The sequence below is a fragment of the Rhodococcus sp. IEGM1339 genome (genome assembly GCF_050321925.1).
GTDB classification, from domain to species: Bacteria; Actinomycetota; Actinomycetes; order Mycobacteriales; family Mycobacteriaceae; genus Rhodococcus; species Rhodococcus pyridinivorans.
The window spans coordinates 1-15946 of the sequence record NZ_JBNQFT010000006.1 but is presented as its reverse complement, the minus strand read 5'-3'; the positions used below and the strand labels follow the sequence as shown (position 1 = coordinate 15946).

The 15946-nt window shown below is 67.6% G+C and carries 15 protein-coding genes; 8 read left to right on the top strand and 7 right to left on the bottom strand.

All coding sequences use genetic code 11. The features are described 5' to 3' along the window. Positions 1-9: 9 nt before the first annotated feature. Positions 10-2490, bottom strand: a complete 2481-nt coding sequence (locus tag ACQR3U_RS08985) for a bifunctional lysylphosphatidylglycerol flippase/synthetase MprF (RefSeq protein WP_372477570.1) — start codon at positions 2488-2490, stop codon at positions 10-12. Between the two features lie 26 nt (positions 2491-2516). Further along, positions 2517-3836: an alpha/beta hydrolase gene (locus tag ACQR3U_RS08980; RefSeq protein ID WP_033097879.1), complete on the bottom strand. Its 1320-nt coding sequence runs from the start codon at positions 3834-3836 to the stop codon at positions 2517-2519. Positions 3837-4002: 166 nt separating this feature from the next. On the opposite strand from ACQR3U_RS08980, the gene ACQR3U_RS08975 reads away from it, so the two are divergent. Continuing rightward, positions 4003-4215, top strand: coding sequence for a hypothetical protein (locus ACQR3U_RS08975; RefSeq protein WP_230810374.1), 213 nt, complete (start codon positions 4003-4005; stop codon positions 4213-4215). On the opposite strand, the gene ACQR3U_RS08970 is transcribed toward ACQR3U_RS08975, so the two are convergent. Together ACQR3U_RS08970 and ACQR3U_RS08965 are read right to left on the bottom strand one after the other, a co-directional pair. Then, complete coding sequence (locus ACQR3U_RS08970; protein WP_230810373.1) at positions 4184-5737, bottom strand: succinic semialdehyde dehydrogenase; 1554 nt, start codon at positions 5735-5737, stop codon at positions 4184-4186. The two genes, ACQR3U_RS08975 and ACQR3U_RS08970, sit on opposite strands and share 32 nt — an antisense overlap. Before the next feature lie 65 nt (positions 5738-5802). After that, positions 5803-6534, bottom strand: coding sequence for a GAF and ANTAR domain-containing protein (locus ACQR3U_RS08965; protein ID WP_230810372.1), 732 nt, complete (start codon positions 6532-6534; stop codon positions 5803-5805). A gap of 461 nt (positions 6535-6995) precedes the next feature. Here ACQR3U_RS08965 and ACQR3U_RS08960 point away from each other — a divergent pair, with 461 nt between their 5' ends. Then, positions 6996-7133 carry a hypothetical protein gene (locus ACQR3U_RS08960; protein WP_019290400.1) on the top strand — a complete coding sequence of 46 codons (138 nt, stop codon included), beginning with the start codon at positions 6996-6998 and terminating at the stop codon, positions 7131-7133. Between the two features lie 58 nt (positions 7134-7191). On the opposite strand, the gene ACQR3U_RS08955 is transcribed toward ACQR3U_RS08960, so the two are convergent. Further along, a complete protein-coding gene (locus ACQR3U_RS08955; protein ID WP_230810371.1) occupies positions 7192-7818 on the bottom strand; it encodes an SRPBCC family protein in 627 nt (208 codons plus the stop codon). Beyond that, positions 7815-8198 carry an ArsR/SmtB family transcription factor gene (locus tag ACQR3U_RS08950; RefSeq protein ID WP_006553358.1) on the bottom strand — a complete coding sequence of 128 codons (384 nt, stop codon included), beginning with the start codon at positions 8196-8198 and terminating at the stop codon, positions 7815-7817. The genes ACQR3U_RS08955 and ACQR3U_RS08950 overlap by 4 nt, the downstream gene beginning before the upstream one ends. 67 nt (positions 8199-8265) lie before the next feature. Between ACQR3U_RS08950 and ACQR3U_RS08945 the strand changes: the two genes are divergently transcribed. From ACQR3U_RS08945 to rraA, 3 genes are read left to right on the top strand one after another with little or no spacing between them, the layout of a single operon-like run. Beyond that, positions 8266-10110 (top strand): AMP-dependent synthetase/ligase, encoded by a 1845-nt coding sequence (locus ACQR3U_RS08945; RefSeq protein ID WP_230810370.1) that lies wholly within the window; start codon positions 8266-8268, stop codon positions 10108-10110. 18 nt (positions 10111-10128) lie between these two features. Further along, positions 10129-10512, top strand: a complete 384-nt coding sequence (locus ACQR3U_RS08940) for a DUF5313 family protein (RefSeq protein ID WP_006553356.1) — start codon at positions 10129-10131, stop codon at positions 10510-10512. A gap of 47 nt (positions 10513-10559) precedes the next feature. After that, positions 10560-11048: a ribonuclease E activity regulator RraA gene (gene rraA / locus ACQR3U_RS08935; protein ID WP_006553355.1), complete on the top strand. Its 489-nt coding sequence runs from the start codon at positions 10560-10562 to the stop codon at positions 11046-11048. Positions 11049-11073: 25 nt separating this feature from the next. Here the strand turns inward: rraA and ACQR3U_RS08930 are convergent, their stop codons facing one another. After that, on the bottom strand, positions 11074-11295 hold the full coding sequence (locus ACQR3U_RS08930; protein ID WP_006553353.1) for an RNA-binding S4 domain-containing protein: 222 nt from the start codon (positions 11293-11295) through the stop codon (positions 11074-11076). Between the two features lie 28 nt (positions 11296-11323). On the opposite strand from ACQR3U_RS08930, the gene ACQR3U_RS08925 reads away from it, so the two are divergent. The 3 genes from ACQR3U_RS08925 to ACQR3U_RS08915 all read left to right on the top strand — a co-directional run bounded on the left by ACQR3U_RS08925 (position 11324) and on the right by ACQR3U_RS08915 (position 15812). After that, a complete protein-coding gene (locus tag ACQR3U_RS08925; RefSeq protein ID WP_230810369.1) occupies positions 11324-12679 on the top strand; it encodes a cryptochrome/photolyase family protein in 1356 nt (451 codons plus the stop codon). Between the two features lie 308 nt (positions 12680-12987). After that, positions 12988-14352 carry a TIGR01777 family oxidoreductase gene (locus tag ACQR3U_RS08920; RefSeq protein ID WP_006553351.1) on the top strand — a complete coding sequence of 455 codons (1365 nt, stop codon included), beginning with the start codon at positions 12988-12990 and terminating at the stop codon, positions 14350-14352. After that, entirely contained in the window at positions 14349-15812 is a 1464-nt protein-coding gene (locus ACQR3U_RS08915; RefSeq protein ID WP_230810368.1) for an SDR family oxidoreductase, read from the top strand. The genes ACQR3U_RS08920 and ACQR3U_RS08915 overlap by 4 nt, the downstream gene beginning before the upstream one ends. Positions 15813-15946 lie beyond the last annotated feature (134 nt).

Sequence of the window (15946 nt, the reverse complement as noted above, 5' to 3'; positions counted from 1 at the left end):
GAGCAACCGTCATCGGCGCAGCAGGTGCGTGACCAGGCGTCCGCCTTCCTCCAGGGACATGTGGGGAAGATAGGCACGACCGACCGCGATCCCGATGGTCGGCAGCGCCGCCGGGTCCGGGAACACCATGTACAGCGGGCGGTAACGGGGCTGGAACTTCGCCTTGAACGCCAGCAGCGAGCGGAATCCGTATACCGGTTCGAGCGTGCGGCCGAGCAGATCGAGCAGGGCGTCGAGGGCTCCTCGGTCGAGTCCGGACCCACCGTCCATACTCGCGAGGGGCGCCCCCGACAAGCTCAGGAATTCGAGGCCCTCGTCGGCGGCGGACCGTGCCGCGGACGCGATGAGGAATTCCATGGCCGGCCGGAAGCCGTCCGAACGTCGCCGCATGAAGTCCAGCGTCAGCCCGACCACCTTCCCGTGCCGGTGGACCGGCATCCACGACGTGATCGCATGGACGTGGTCGTTCGCGTCGACCGCGAGCAGCAACCGGACTTCGGGATCGCGCAGTTCGGCGACTCCTCCGAGCGTGAACCCCATCTCGGGCAGTCCCTTGTCGGCCACCCATTCCTCGGAGATGTCGACGATCTGCTCGGTCACCGACAGCGGCGCGGCGGCGAAGGTCGTCCATCGCGCTTCGATCCCGTCCTTGGCAGCACGGTTGAGGGCGGTGCGGACGTCCTGGAACTTCTTGCCCTTGAAGGCGAGGTCCGCGAGATCGACGACGGTCTCCTCACCCACCTGCAAACAGGTCCAACCGTGGTCCCGGGCGATCGTCGCCGTCTCCTCGCCCACCGAGTACAGGCACGGTGTCCATCCGTTGCCGAGGCAGTACGCCGCGAACTCGTCGATCGTCTCGGTCATCGAGGCGCGCTCACCGATCGGATCCGTCGCCGTCAGGGCGACACCCGAGTGGACCCGATACGCCACGGCGTGCCTGCCGTCGGTGCCGAACCAGTACCGATTCCCCGCCCAGGTGGTCATCCACGACATCGATCCGCCGCCCGGGTCGTGCAGGAGTTCTCGCACCCGCTGCTCGTCGCCGAGGTCGACCCCGGCAGGGGGCACGAGGAAGCTGCGCCACAGGAGCACGCAGAAGGCGACCCAGACGATCACGCCGATCCACTCGAACAACAGGGTGGCGGCGGTGTCGAGGGGCATCACGGGAGGCTCGAAGAGCTGGAGGTAGACCGGTGGAAGGAGCCGGCGCGGCGCGGCGCGGAGCAAGGTGCCGATGCCGGGATCACGATCGAACCCGTCCGCCACCAGCGTGCCCACCACCACGTACGTCACGAGCGCGATGCCTGCGGCGGCTGCGGTTCCGGCCCATACCCGGCGATAGGTTCCCTGCGGTGCACGGACATCGAACAGGGTGCGGGTCAGCAGTAACAGGGCGAGCACGGAGACCAGCGCGAGGAGTGGCGCGAGTTCCATGGATACGGAGCTGTGCCGGTGGATTCCGTACAACAGGGAGCGGATCTCGTCCTGTTCGGTCACGCGGACGATCGTGCTCGCGGCGGCCACGACGATCAGCACGATGTGTCCTCCGACCGAGAGGAACCATGCTGCCCGCCGCCCTCGACGCAGTCCTTCGGCACCGATCAGCAGCAGTACCGACGGCATGAGATTCGCGACGAGCGGACCTGCACCGGAGAGCCGAAGGGCCTGTTGCCCTTTCCGGCACTCGTCGTGCAGCGCGGGATCGGCACACACCTCGACGAGTTCTCGCGGGGTGTAGGGAACCTGCTCGAACAGCTCGCGTAGCGCGGACAGCGGTCCGATCGAGTGTGGGGAGAGCGCCGCGAAGATCGGGCCGAGCACGCTCGCTGCGACCACGAGCGCGACGAGCGTGCGGCGCTCCCGGATGGTGCCGCCGAGCACAGGACGGCGCACACCACGTCCGAACAGGAGCGGGCCGGCGAGCAACCCGGCCAGCGCGACGGTCACCCTGTTCACGTCCTGCAGGTGTCCGGCGAACAAGGCTGCGGTCACCAGGAAAACCAGCAGGAGTGTCCGGATGCGGCGACGCCACAGGGTGCCCATCGCGGTGGTGGAGGCGAGCAGGACGCCGAGCACCCACGCCAGCGGGTCCTCGGTGAGGTGGGTGTGCAGCTCCCTGCCCCACAGGTTCGGCACCAGGGAGGCGACCTGAGCAACGAGCAATGCGAGTGCCGCGCCCAGGCCCTGTGAGACGAGCGCGGCGAGCGTGAACCTGCGACTGCCGATGCGACGTTCGACCGGCACCGCGACGGCGAGGATCGCAATGATTCCGAGCACATACTCACCGGGACCGGAGGCGAACAACCCTGAAGTCCACAGTGTCCACAGGTGGCCGTCGGTGATATTCGGGATCCCGAGCGACATCTCGGATGCCGTTGCGTGCGACGGCCCGTTCCTCACAGAACCGGTGACGACCGCCAGGAACCAGATCAGCACGAGCAGTCCGCACGAGACGGGCGCCCGGAGCACCACCGTCCCGGTGCGGGACATCAGCACCCCCGCCCCTGTGCGGCGCATCAGTTGCCGAGCCCGAGCCGTTGTGCGAGCCATGGCAACTCCTTCTCGAGCCCTGCGGACCACAGGGCGAAGCTGTGTGTGCCCGGCAGTTCGGTGAGGTGGACGTCCATCCCCGCGCTCCGAGCCAACGAAGCGAGTTGTTCCACCCCGGCACGGTATTCGGAATCGTCGAGTCCCACCACGAAAGCACCGGCGGAATCGGGATACCGATTGCGTGCGAGCAGGTCGGCAGGATTGTTGCGCGCGAATGCTTCCGCATCACCACCGAACACGTCCCGGATCGTCGACGCCCGGTCACCGATGGTCGGCTCGGCCTGTCCCGACATGTCCAGAAAGGTCGGGTAGACATCTGGCCGGGTGGTCGCGAGTTGCAGTGCGCACGTTCCGCCGTACGAGAGTCCGCCCACGGCCCGTGCCCGTGGGTCGTCGTCGACCTGCAGGTCGTCCCGTACCCACGCCGGAACGTCGACGGCCAGATAGGTCGCCACGTTGCCGAGATGCGAGTCGGCGCACAACGGGTTGTCGAACTGACCTCCGGTGCCGTCCGCGAGCACGACGACCGGCGCCAGGCCGTGATGCTGCGCGGCATAGGCGTCCATGGTGGACGGGAGATGTCCGCCCACGAGCCAGTCCTCCGGACTGCCGGGCTGTCCGGCGAGCAGTACCAGCACCGGCAGTTCCGGTCGTGGATCCGAGAAGTAGGCCGGCGGGAGGTAGACGCGGGCTTCCCGCGCCCGGAATCCGGAGACTGTTCCGGGAATTGTCACAGAGGTGACCGCACCGGTCGCAGGCAGATCGTCCGACGCCGACCAGTCCTCCACCGGCACGGTCTGCGATGCCCGGAGGGAGGGGTCGTCGAAGGGGACGGTCCGGTAGTCGCTGATTCCGAGAACAGTCCGAACGGTGGGATAGGCGTCGTAGACCGCGTCGATCCGGCCCGCGGCGGAGATCACGACGAGTACCGCAGACACCACGAGTGCCGTCGCGACGAGTGGTCGGGCCCGGTCGCGACGTCGCACGAACCATCGTCCGATCAGTAGGGAGACGGCGAGCAGTGCCGTTGCCGCCCACCCGTACACCGCCCACGGCAGACGATCCGGGAACGGTTTCCACACCTTCTCGATCAGGAGCGCGGCTACCACCGTCGAGCCGAGGGCGGCGGTTACTGCGAGGGGTACTCCGTGTGCGAACCACACCCGGTAGCGGCGGAGGAGCAACACGATCAGACCGATGACCGTGAGGATCGCGAACACCGCGGTCGCCGTGGGGGTGGTGAGCGGTATTCCCAGCACTCCGTTCACCATCCTGGTCGAGGACATGGCGATCAGTATGCGCGGCCTTACACCCACCTGTCCGACATCACCGTCGAGACCATCGCAGAACAAGCGGAGGTTTCTCCACGCACGCGCTGATCGCCGCTACGGCGGCCGGTGCGGTGCTGTTCGTCGCGGTGGAACGACGCGTCGCCGAACCCGCGATCGGCTGGTGCTCCTGTCGACCCTCGGCGCGGATACCCCGATCTGGGTGCTGGGCTGCTGGTTCGCCGTGCTCGGCATCGGATTCGGCACGTCCATGCAGCTTCTCGTGGTGGTCGCCGGGGTCCTGCTGTGCCTCGTCGTCGAGAAACCCCTCGCGACCACCATCGCGTGGAAGAGCGATCCGGCTCCTAGCGACCCGGCAGCCACTGCATCGACTTGACGAAGGGGGCGAGCATCTTCGCCCACACCCGTCGCGGAAGTCCGCGCGGGCCGTCGAGATTGAGCAGGCGCGTCGTCGCGATCGTCTGCGCCTCGGTGTACTTGTACAGGCCCTCCGCGCCGTGGCGGCGTCCCATGCCGGAGATGCCCATACCGCCCATCGGTGCGTCGGTGCTGCCCCATGCCGGGGCGTATCCCTCGTCGACGTTCACCGTGCCGGCACGCACCCGCGCGGCGATGGCCTCGCCCTGCGCCTTCGTCGCGCCCCACACCGATGCGTTGAGTCCGTACTCGGTGTCGTTGGCCTCGCGGATCGCTTCTTCGACATTCTCCACCGGATAGATCGACACCACCGGGCCGAACGTCTCGTTCCGGTAGCACTCGGCGTCCTCGGGCACGTCGGTGAGCACGGTGGGTTCGAAGAACAGCGGTCCGAGGTCGGGCCGCGTCTTCCCGCCTGCGACGACGGTCGCGCCCTTGGCGACGGCGTCCTCGATGTGCCGGGTCACCGTCTTGACCTGGCTCTCGCTGATGAGGCAGCCCATCTCGGTACCGAAGTCGTAGTCGGGACCGAGCGACATCTCGCGCACCCGTGCCCCGAACATCCGGATGAACTCGGGGGCGATCGACTTCTCGACGTAGATCCGCTCGATCGAGATGCACAGCTGCCCGGAGTTCGAGAAGCATGCCCGCACGGCGGCGTCGGTGACCTCGCGCAGGTTCACCCCGGAGGTGACGATCATGGGGTTCTTGCCACCGAGTTCGGCGGAGAACCCGATCAGGCGCCGGCCGGCCTGCTCGGCGAGCAGACGTCCCGTCTCCGACGAACCCGTGAACATCAGGTAGTCGGTGCTCTCGACGATCGCGGTGCCCACCACGGTGCCGGGACCGGTGACCACGGCGAAGACGTCGCGGGGGACCCCGGCCTCGTAGAGGAGTTCGACGACGGCGAGCGCGCAGTAGGGCGTCTGGCTGTCGGGCTTGAGCACCACGCTGTTGCCGGCGAGCAGGGCGGGGATCGCGTCGGAGACGGCCAGCGTCATCGGGTAGTTCCACGGCGCGATCACGCCGACGACGCCCTTGGGATGGTGCAGGACGGTGGTCTTCGTCAGGACCGGCAGCATGCCCGTGGCCTTGCGGGGGCGCAGGAGCTTCGGTGCGACGCGCGCGTAGAACCGCGCGGTCATCGAGATGTCGAGCACCTCTTCTTGCGCGGAGACACGGGACTTGCCGGTCTCGGCCTGCGCCATGTCCATGAGCTGCTCGCGTCGGGACAGCACGAGCTCGCGGTACCGGTGCATGATCGCGGCGCGCTCGTCCACGGGCAGCTTCGCCCAGGCGACCTGCGCGGTGCGGGCCCGGTCGATCGCGGCCTTCGCGTCCTCGGCCGTGCCGACCGGGACGGTGGCCAGCTGCCGGCCGGTGAAGGCCTCGACGACGGGGCGGGTGGTCCGCTCGGCGGCGTCGGGGATCGCGATGAGGTCGGCAAGACGCTGGAAGGTCGCAGCGCTCGGAGCTGGCATGATGCACCCCTACCGGTGAGTAGTACTTGCAGTTTCACCAAACCTACCCGGGTGGGTGTGTGCTGTCACACAGGCGTGACGTCGATGCCCGTCTCCCGATCGTCGCGTCGCTCGGGACCTGCTTCGACGATCCCTTGGGCGACCTCGGCGAGGGGGACGTTGCTGTCCTGCGAGAGCCGGCGCAACAGTTCGAAGGCCGCGACGGCATCGACACCGAAACGCTCCATGATCATGCCCTTGGCCTGCCCGATGATGTCGCGGGTCGCCAAGGCGGACGCGAACTGCCCCTGACTGCGTGCCGCACTCATTGCCATCGCGGCATGAGCGGCGAGGACCTCGGCAGTCGCCTCCGCCGGAGGACCGAACGCCTCGGCTCTCGCAGAGAACATGTTCAGCGCTCCCATGCTCTCCTGATCGAGATACAGCTGGAACGACAAGGCACTGAGCACACCCGCGTCCACCGCGGCCTTCGCGAAACGCGGCCAGCGGGTCTCCGTCCGCAGGTCTTCGGAGCGCACCACGAGGTATTTGAAGCTCGCATCGAGGCACGGACCCTCCCCGAACTGCTCCTGGACGTCGTCGAGGTGCTCGGCGAGTTCCGACGTCGCGGCGAGGGAGCGGAAATGCTTCCTTCCGGTCACGATGAGGATGTCGGCACAATCGGTCCCCTCCACCAGTTCGACTGCGGCCGAGGTCACACCGCGCAGGGTTTCGTCGAGATCGGACGGGCGGTAGAAACCGCGCGCGAGCTGCGCCATACGGCGTCCGATATCGCTCGCTTCCGGTGAACGTGTCATAGGAACATCCTCCCTCCCGCGGAATCCGTCACCCGACGGATCCGACGACCGGATCACCCGGTTCCGCGAGTCTTGCACGGCCGCCCCACCTTCGGAACACGACCTCTTCCGTTTCACCCCGTTAGGCTGTACGAGTGGATCCACCGGTCACCCGGTACCTGCCCCGCGACGGTCACAACCTGACCTACGGGGTGGTCGGCGCGGGTCCCGCCGACGTCGTGTGGTTCTGATGCACCTGGATCTGCTGTGGACCGATCCGTACATGCACTCGCTCTTCGAACGCCTCGCGACCTACTCGCGCGCCGTCTACTTCCAGCGCCGCGGTTTCGGGCTCTCCGATCCCGTCGATCACGTGCCCACGATCGAACAGCAGACCGAGGACGTCCCCGCCGTCCTGGACGCCGAGCAGATCCGGCACGCCACCCTCATCGAGGATCGGCCCGATCGCCCAGGAAGCCGGCGTGGGAACCCTGGTGCTCTCGCACATGGTCCCGGGCAATCGGCCCGATTCCACCTGGGAAGGATGCGGCGCCGGATTCGACGGGCGCCTCGTCATCGGCCACGACCTCGACGTGATCGGCGTCGGAGCCCCGGCCTGACTCCGTGCGCCGAGCCCCGGCCTGACCCCGTGCGTCGGAGACGCAGCGTGAGCCCGTTCTATTCGCCCGTGTAGAACGCACTCGTCCGCTCGGCGGCTGCGCGTGCTTGTTCGGGGTCCTCGCCCGCGGCGATGTCGGCCTCGCACCAGCCTTCGCTGCTGTCGCGGACGAACTGCAGACCTTCCTCGGACATCGACCAGGTCTCGAATTCCTTCGGATCCACCGTTTCTCCCGATTCGATGTGCAGTCCGAGTCCGAGAAGCGCCTGGTCCCAGCCGATACCGACTGCGCCCGGACCGTACTGCTCCCAGTGCTCGTCGGGGTAGGCGATGTGCGTCAGTTCCAGGCGCGCCCGGTCTCCCGGTTCGGGCAGGACCGACACCTCGATCCAGCTCACGCGACCAGCGAATTCCCAGGTGGCCCTGAACGTCCGGGGCGGTTCGCAGGTGAGGACCTCACCGCCGGCGTTGCCCTGGAGCTGGTACCGGCCACCGACCTCGAGGTCGCCCTCGACGGGCAGGAACCAGCGGGGGATGCGCTGCGGGTCGGTGCACGCCTCCCACAGGTCCTCGGCGCTCGTGCGGTAGCTGCGCGAGATCGTGACGACCTTGGCCTCGTGGCCCTCGACGGTGCGACGACCGACCGTGCGGCGACTCGTCTCGTTGCTCGTGATCACGTTCTTCATGAGGATTTCCTTCTCTCGTCGGAAGCAGGGAGCGCGGGCGGGACGGCGTCGCGGCTCCGCCGCTCACGCTTGCCGCGCGCGATCTCGGTCTCCAGGGCGTCCAGCGCCGCGAATACCGGCGTATGCAGACCCGCGAGCCAGTCCTCGAGTTCGACGAGGACCTCGGGATCGAGTTCGTAGTAGCGGCGGGTGCCGTCCTTGTGGACGGCGGCGAACCGCTGGTCGCGCAGGATCTTGAGATGTTGCGAGACCGCCGGCTGGGAGATCGAGAACTCCCGGCCGATCGCCGCGACGATTTCACCGGCCACCTGCGGACCGCCCGCGAGCAGTTCGAGAATGCGGCGGCGAACCGGATCTGCGAGGACCTCGAACCCGTGCATGGACCAACTATATAAGTTCCTACTTATATTCACCAGAAGGACGGTTCCGCTACCTAGACTGCGACATATGACGACAACGACGCGCGTCTCCGAGGAAAAGGTCGACCGAGCGGTCATCGACGAACGGGCCCCCTCGGTCGCCCGCCTGTTGCTCGATCGAGTGGCCGCCACACCCGACGCCGAGGCCTTCCGCTACCCCGAGGGGAAGGACGGCTGGACGTCGGTCACCTGGGAACAGACCGGGGATCGGGTACGACTGCTCGCGGCCGGCTTGATCTCCCTGGGTATCGAGGCCGAGGACCGCGTGGCCCTCGCGTCGTCCACCCGCTACGAATGGGCGCTCGGCGACCTCGCCGTCATGTGCGCGGGCGCCGCGACCACCACCGTCTACCCCACCACCCACGCCGACGACGTCGCGTTCATCGTCGCCGACTCCGGCAGCCGGATCGTCATCGCCGAGGACGCCGGGCAGGTCGAGAAGCTCGTGAGCCACCGCAGCGATCTGCCCGAGGTGGCGAAGGTCGTGGTCGTCGAGGGCACCGGCGACGGTGATTGGGTCATCAATTTCGACGAACTCGCCGACCTGGGCCGCGGCCTGCTCGCCGAGGATTCCGGAGCGGTGCTCAACCGCATCCACAGCATCAGGGCCGAGCACCTGGCCACCCTCATCTACACCTCGGGTACCACCGGCAAACCGAAGGGCGTGCGCCTGCCGCACTCGGCGTGGACCTACGAGGCCGCCGCCATCGACGCGCTGCACATGCTCAGCTCCGACGACCTGCAGTATCTGTGGCTGCCGCTGTCGCATGTCTTCGGCAAGGTGCTGCTCACCCTCCCTCTGCAGATCGGCTTCCCCACCGCGGTGGACGGACGTGTCGACAAGATCGTCGAGAACCTCGCGGTGGTCCGCCCGACCTTCATGGGTGCGGCCCCGCGCATCTTCGAGAAGGCCCACGCGCGCGTCGAGGGAATGATGGAGGAGGAAGGCGGCGCCAAGAAGAAGATCTTCGACTGGGCCGTAGGCGTGGGCCGGAAGGTGTCGAAGGCGAAGCAGGCCGGCAGGTCGCCCGGACTGCTGGACAAACTGCAGCACGGCCTCGCCGACAAGCTGGTCTTCTCCACCATCCGCGAACGCTTCGGCGGTCACCTGCGGTTCTTCATCTCCGGTTCGGCGGCGCTCAACCCCGAGGTCGGCGAATGGTTCGACGCCGTCGGCATCCCCGTCCTCGAGGGTTACGGACTCACAGAGACCTCTGCCGCGACGTTCGTCAACCGTCCCTACGCCAACCGCATCGGCACGGTCGGCTGGCCCGTCCCGGGCACGGAGGTCCGCATCGCGGAGGACGGCGAGGTGCTCGTCCGCGGCCCCGGTGTGATGACCGGCTACCACAACCGGCCCGACGCGACCGCCGAGTCGCTCTCCGACGACGGATGGTTCCACACCGGCGACATCGGCAGCCTCGACGACGAGGGCTACCTGCGCATCACCGACCGCAAGAAGGACATGTTCAAGACGTCGCAGGGCAAGTACGTCGCCCCGTCGTCGCTGGCAGCGACCTTCAAAGGCATGTGCCCGTACACGTCGGAGATCGTCGTCTACGGCGAGGGCAAGCCCTACTGCGTGGCGCTGGTGGCGCTCGATCCGGAATCCGTCGGCGAGTGGGCGAACAAGAACGGTGTGAGCGGATCGTTCGAGGACATCGCACGGCACGACAAGACCCACGATCTGATCTCCGGATACATCGACGAGCTGAACCTGCAGCTCAACCGGTGGGAGCAGATCAAGAAGTTCACGATCATCGAGCGTGAACTGTCGGTCGAATCGGGTGATCTGACGCCGAGCATGAAGCTGCGCAGGAAGGTCGTCGTCGACAACTTCGCCGACAGGCTGGCAGGCCTCTACGAAGGGTGACGGCCTATCCTGGGTCTCATGATGAGTAGTGCACGACCGAATTTCCTGCAGCGGATCGGCTACATGTTCGGTCGCGCGCTACCGCCCGAGATGCGGGAGTGGGTACGCGACGACGTCCTGGGCCCCGGCGGAACACGCCGCTACCTGCTGCGATGGAACCTGCCGATCATCCCGCTGCTCCTGCTGTTCCTGCTGATCCCGGGGCCGGTGTGGATCCCGATCGCGATGATGCTGTTGCTGCTGCTGCCATGGGTCTACTTCTCGGTGGCGTTGATGCCCATCTGGCAGCGGCACCGCCTCCAGCAGCACGGTCTCGATCCGGAACTGCTCAGCGCGAAGGCACGCGCCCGCGCCGCCCGCGAACGAGAGGACTACGAACGCCGTTTCGGTCGCGCGTCCTGACCGGACCTCCCACGGTGCGGGGCAGCGTGTCCGCTTATCCTCGCACCATGAGTGACACCCCTGCCTTCACAGCCACAGCAGACCTCGCCGACGAGATCGGCCCGGACATCCGCAGCTGCGACACGCAGTTCATCCAGTTCGGCGGCCGCACCGAGTTCGTCGGCCCCATCACCACCATCCGCTGCTTCCAGGACAACCTGCTCGTCAAGCAGACCCTCTCCGAGCCGGGCAACGGCGGCGTGCTCGTCGTCGACGGCGGTGGCAGCATCCACACCGCGCTCGTCGGTGACATCATCGCCGGTCGCGGTGTCGACAACGGCTGGGCCGGGGTCATCGTCAACGGCGCGGTCCGCGACTCCGCCATCCTGCGCACACTCGACATCGGCATCAAGGCCCTCGGCACCAACCCGCGCAAGAGCACCCAGACCGGCTCCGGCGAGAAGAACGTGCCCGTCGAGATCGGCGGCGTGACGTTCAACCCGGGCGAGATCGTCTACAGCGACTCCGACGGCGTCGTCGTCCGCGTCGAGAACTGATCAGCCGAGCGCGCGGGTCGACCCGCTATTCGTGCGCGACCCGCGCGCTCGCCCCGGCGATCTCCACCACGTCGCCCACCTTCAGCTGACGGCCGCGACGCACCTCCACCTCACCGTTGACCGACACCAGGCCGTCGGCGATCACTTCCTTGGCCTCCGCACCCGACTCGATGAGGCTTGCGAGCTTGAGGAACTGACCGAGCCGGATCGACTCGTCACGGATCGGTACATCGAATGCGTCGGACATGGCACCCATTGTCCCCGACACTGGATCCATGGCCCGCCCCAGCATCATCTGGTTCCGTCGTGATTTCCGACTGAACGATCTGCCCACCCTGCTCTCGGCCACCGAGGCCGCCGACGACGTCCTCGCCCTGTTCGTCCTCGACGACGCACTGCTCCGCCCGTCCGGTGCCCACCGGCGCGACTTCCTCATGGGATGCCTGCAAGCCCTCGACCGGGATCTCGGCGGGCGCCTGCTCGTCGTCCAGGGAGACCCGATGATGCTGGTGCCGCAAGTCGCCGCCGAGTTCGATGCGGCCGCGGTCCACATCAGTTCCGACCACGGTCCCTACGGCACGCGACGCGACCGAGCGGTCGCCGAAGCGCTCGGCGACGTCCCGCTGGTGGCCACCGGCTCGCCGTATGCCGTCACGCCGGGCCGCATAACGAAACCCGACGGCACTGCATACAAGGTGTTCTCGGCCTTCCGCCGCGCCTGGAACGACCACGGATGGCACACACCCGCGGCAACCGGACCGGACACCGCCGACTGGGTCGACCCGAGCGGCTGCTCCACACGCGTGCCGATTCCCGAAGCCGGCGACGAACCCACACCTCCCCCCGGAGAGGCGGCCGCACTGGAGCGATGGCGCGAATTCCTCGACGCCGGTCTCGAGCGGTACGCCACCGACCGTGACCGGCCGGCCTACGACGGCACGAGCGGCCTGTCACCCTATCTGAAGTTCGGCTGCATCCATCCGCGGACCCTGCTGCACGACATGAGGAACCGGTCGGACGAGGGGGCCGTCACCTTCCGCAGCGAACTGGCGTGGCGCGACTTCTACGCCGACGTCCTGTTCCAGCGGCCCGAGACCGCCCGGACCAACTACAACAGCGACTTCGACGCCATCACCTACGATTCCGGACCCGACGCCGACGCCCTGTTCGCCGCGTGGTGCGAGGGCCGCACGGGATTCCCGATCGTGGACGCCGGGATGCGGCAGCTCCTCGCAGAGGGCGTCATGCACAACCGGGTGCGGATGATCGTCGCGTCGTTCCTGACGAAGGACCTGCACCTGCCGTGGTGGCGTGGGGCGCGACATTTCATGAAGCATCTGGTGGACGGCGATCTGGCCTCCAACCAACACAATTGGCAGTGGACGGCGGGCAGCGGCACCGACGCCGCTCCCTACTTCCGGGTGTTCAATCCGACCCGGCAGGGCGAGAAGTTCGATCCGACGGGTGAATACGTACGCAGATGGGTACCCGAACTGCGGAGCATCGACGGCGCTCGTGTGCACAGCCTGCCCGACGGCCCTCCGGACGGATACCCGGAACCGGTCGTCGATCACGCACACGAACGCCGCGTCGCTCTGGACAGATACGAGCGGATTCGCTCACCCCGATGAAGAAGACGGCGAAACGACCCATCCGGTCGTGGCGGTGCTCCGAACAACTTCTGGACGGACAACCTGTTCGCCGTACACCCAACGAAAGGACATCGCAGTGCGCGCTCTCGTCGAGGCAGCTTTCATGGCCATCCACAACCCGCTCGTCGACGCATACACCTTTCTGATCAGCGTCCTTCCTGCTTGAGTGGATACGGTGCAGGAGTCCGCCCCGGCGCCGTCACCACCGGGCGCCCCGGCGCCGTCACCACCGGGCGCCCCGGCGCCGTCACCACCGGGTGAGCATCACTGCAAACAGGAGGTAGGGCATGGGCATCGAATTCTCGAGCGTCGTCGACGCACCGCGTGACGAGGTGTTCGACTGGCACTCCCGGCCCGGCGCCATCCTCCGCCTGATCCCGCCCTGGCAGCCGATGAACGTCGTCGCCGAGGCCGACTCCCTCGAATCCGGTACGGCCGTCCTCGGTCTCCCCGGCGGTCTGCGCTGGATCTCCCGGCACAGACCCGAGGATTACGACCCGCCAGCACGTTTCGTGGACGAACTCTCCCACGACGGCCTGTTGTCGCGCCCCGCCACCGTCATCGGCTCGTGGCGCCACGAACACCGCTTCGACGTCGTCGACGAATTCCGCACCCGCGTCACCGATCGCGTCGACACGCCGGTACCGGGCTGTTTCCTCACCCAGACCTTCCGTTACCGGCACCGTCAGCTCGCCGACGATCTCGCGAGCCACCGCTGGTCGCACGCGCAGGGCATCCGACCCGGGACGGTCGCGGTGACCGGATCGAGCGGACTCGTGGGTACTGCCCTGACGGCCTTCCTGTCCACGGGTGGCTACCAGGTAGTCCGCCTGGTGCGCCGGAAACCGCAGCGCACCGACGAACGATGCTGGGACCCTCAGGATCCGGCGCCCGACCTACTCGAAGGCGTCGACGCCGTCGTCCACCTCGCGGGCGCGTCGATCGCGGGACGGTTCACCGACTCCCACAAGGCCGCGATCCGCGACAGCCGCATCGAACCGACACGCCGACTCGCCGAACTCGCCGCGACCACACCCAACGGTCCCGCGACCTTCGTCTCCGCGTCCGCGATCGGCCTCTACGGTTACGACCGAGGAGACACACCGCTCGACGAGAACGCATCACGTGGAACGGGTTTCCTCGCCGACGTCGTCTCCGATTGGGAGGCCGCGGCACATCCCGCGGAGAAGAAGGGCATGCGGGTCGTGCACGTGCGCACCGGCATCGTCCAGACACCCCGCGGCGGAACGCTCCAGTTGATGCGGCCGCTGTTCGCGAGCGGTCTCGGTGGCCGGATCGGCGACGGCCGGCAGTGGTTCTCCTGGATCGACATCGACGACCTCCTCGAGGTCTACCACCGTGCCCTCACCGACCCCGGCCTGACCGGACCGGTGAACGCCGTTGCACCGCAGCCGGTGCGCAACGAGGAGTACACCCGGGTACTGGCGTCGGTGCTGCACCGGCCCGCACTGCTGCCCGTCCCCGGTTTCGGCCCCCGGTTGCTGCTCGGCGACGAGGGTGCACGCGAGGTCGCCCAGGCCGATCAGTTCGTCGTCCCGAAGGCGCTGATCGACGCCGGGCACCGGTTCCGGCGTCCCGATCTCGAAGCGTCGCTGCGCCACCAACTCGGCCACATCCTGGAGGAACCGTGAGCGGAAAGCGTGTCCTGGTCACCGGAGCGACCGGCTACATCGGTGGCCGGCTCGCTCCGCGCCTGCTCGAGGCGGGTTACCGGGTACGGGTGCTCGCGCGCAGCCCCGACAAATTGCGCGACGTGCCGTGGGCCGACGACGTCGAGATCGTCCGTGGCGACCTCGACGACGCCGAATCGCTGCGCGCGGCATGCCGCGACATCGACGTCGTGTACTACCTGGTGCATTCGATGGGTGGTCGCGACGAGTTCGTCGACGCGGAGAAGCGAGCGGCGCAGAACGTCGCCGACGCGGCACGCGACCACGGCGTCTCCCGCATCGTGTACCTCGGTGGGCTGCACCCGGAGTCGGGTGATCTCTCACCGCACCTGTATTCACGGGCCCAGGTCGGACGTATCCTGACGGATTCCGGTGTTCCGACTCTCGTGCTGCAGGCCGGCGTCGTGATCGGTTCGGGTTCGGCGTCGTTCGAGATGATCCGCCATCTGAGCAACCGGCTCCCCGTCATGACGACCCCACGCTGGGTGAACAACCGGATCCAGCCCATCGCGGTGCGCGACGTCCTGCACTATCTGCTCGCTGCCGCAGATGCACCCCTCCCCCGCAGTAGCACCTACGACATCGGTGGGCCCGACGTCCTGCGGTACGGCGAGATGATGCAGCAGTACTCGGAGGTCGCCGGTCTGACGAAACGCCGGATCCTCGTCCTGCCCGTCCTCACACCGAAGCTCGCCGGTTTGTGGATCGGTCTGGTCACGCCGATTCCTCCGCCTCTCGGTCGCGCGCTCCTCGAATCGCTGTCGACCGACGCGGTAATGCGCAACCATGACGTCGACTCGATCATCCCCCCACCGGAATCCGGCCTCACCGGCTACCGCGACGCGGTCCGGCTCGCCCTCGGCCGTATCGAACGGGGAGAGGTCGAGACGACGTGGACGAACGCATCACCGGTCGGTGCACCCGCCGATCCGCTTCCCTCCGACCCGGACTGGGCCGGCGAGGTCGTCTTCACCGACGAGCGGTCACTCGAGTCGGATTCGCCCCAGGAGAAGGTGTTCGCCGTCGTCGAGAGCATCGGCGGCGAGAACGGTTGGTATTCCTTCCCGTTGGCGTGGACCATCCGCGGCTGGCTCGACCGGTTCGTCGGCGGCGTCGGACTCCACCGCGGTCGCCGCGACCCGAAAACCCTGCATACCGGTGACGCCCTGGACTTCTGGCGCGTCGAACGGATCGAACGCCCGACGCTGCTGCGCCTGCGCGCGGAGATGCGGGCACCCGGCGGAGCGTGGCTCGAGTGGCGGGTCGAACCGCTGGAGTCGGGTCGGTCGCGCGTGCACCAGCGGGCGATCTTCTTCCCGCGAGGGATCGCCGGTCGTCTCTACTGGTACGCGCTGGTTCCCTTCCACGGCATCATCTTCCGCGGCATGCTCGAGAACATCGCGGGTACGGCCGGCCGCTAGAGCGATCCGCTACATCTTTCGCCATCCGCTACAGCAATTCGGTAGTTGTCAACCTGTCTGAGACAGGTGGTGGATGTTGATCCCTGTAGACCCGGGCAGTTCCGGCGCACGAGGCGCACGCCGGAACCGCTCGG

Coding starts and splice junctions, on each gene's coding strand:
- rraA (WP_006553355.1), top strand. CDS start 10,560: ATGAGTGACACCCCTGCCTTCACAGCCACAGCAGACCTCGCCGACGAG.
- ACQR3U_RS08965 (WP_230810372.1), bottom strand. CDS start 6,534: ATGACACGTTCACCGGAAGCGAGCGATATCGGACGCCGTATGGCGCAG.
- ACQR3U_RS08985 (WP_372477570.1), bottom strand. CDS start 2,490: ATGTCCCGCACCGGGACGGTGGTGCTCCGGGCGCCCGTCTCGTGCGGA.
- ACQR3U_RS08950 (WP_006553358.1), bottom strand. CDS start 8,198: ATGCACGGGTTCGAGGTCCTCGCAGATCCGGTTCGCCGCCGCATTCTC.
- ACQR3U_RS08920 (WP_006553351.1), top strand. CDS start 12,988: ATGGGCATCGAATTCTCGAGCGTCGTCGACGCACCGCGTGACGAGGTG.
- ACQR3U_RS08930 (WP_006553353.1), bottom strand. CDS start 11,295: ATGTCCGACGCATTCGATGTACCGATCCGTGACGAGTCGATCCGGCTC.
- ACQR3U_RS08955 (WP_230810371.1), bottom strand. CDS start 7,818: ATGAAGAACGTGATCACGAGCAACGAGACGAGTCGCCGCACGGTCGGT.
- ACQR3U_RS08940 (WP_006553356.1), top strand. CDS start 10,129: ATGATGAGTAGTGCACGACCGAATTTCCTGCAGCGGATCGGCTACATG.
- ACQR3U_RS08980 (WP_033097879.1), bottom strand. CDS start 3,836: ATGTCCTCGACCAGGATGGTGAACGGAGTGCTGGGAATACCGCTCACC.
- ACQR3U_RS08925 (WP_230810369.1), top strand. CDS start 11,324: ATGGCCCGCCCCAGCATCATCTGGTTCCGTCGTGATTTCCGACTGAAC.
- ACQR3U_RS08945 (WP_230810370.1), top strand. CDS start 8,266: ATGACGACAACGACGCGCGTCTCCGAGGAAAAGGTCGACCGAGCGGTC.
- ACQR3U_RS08970 (WP_230810373.1), bottom strand. CDS start 5,737: ATGCCAGCTCCGAGCGCTGCGACCTTCCAGCGTCTTGCCGACCTCATC.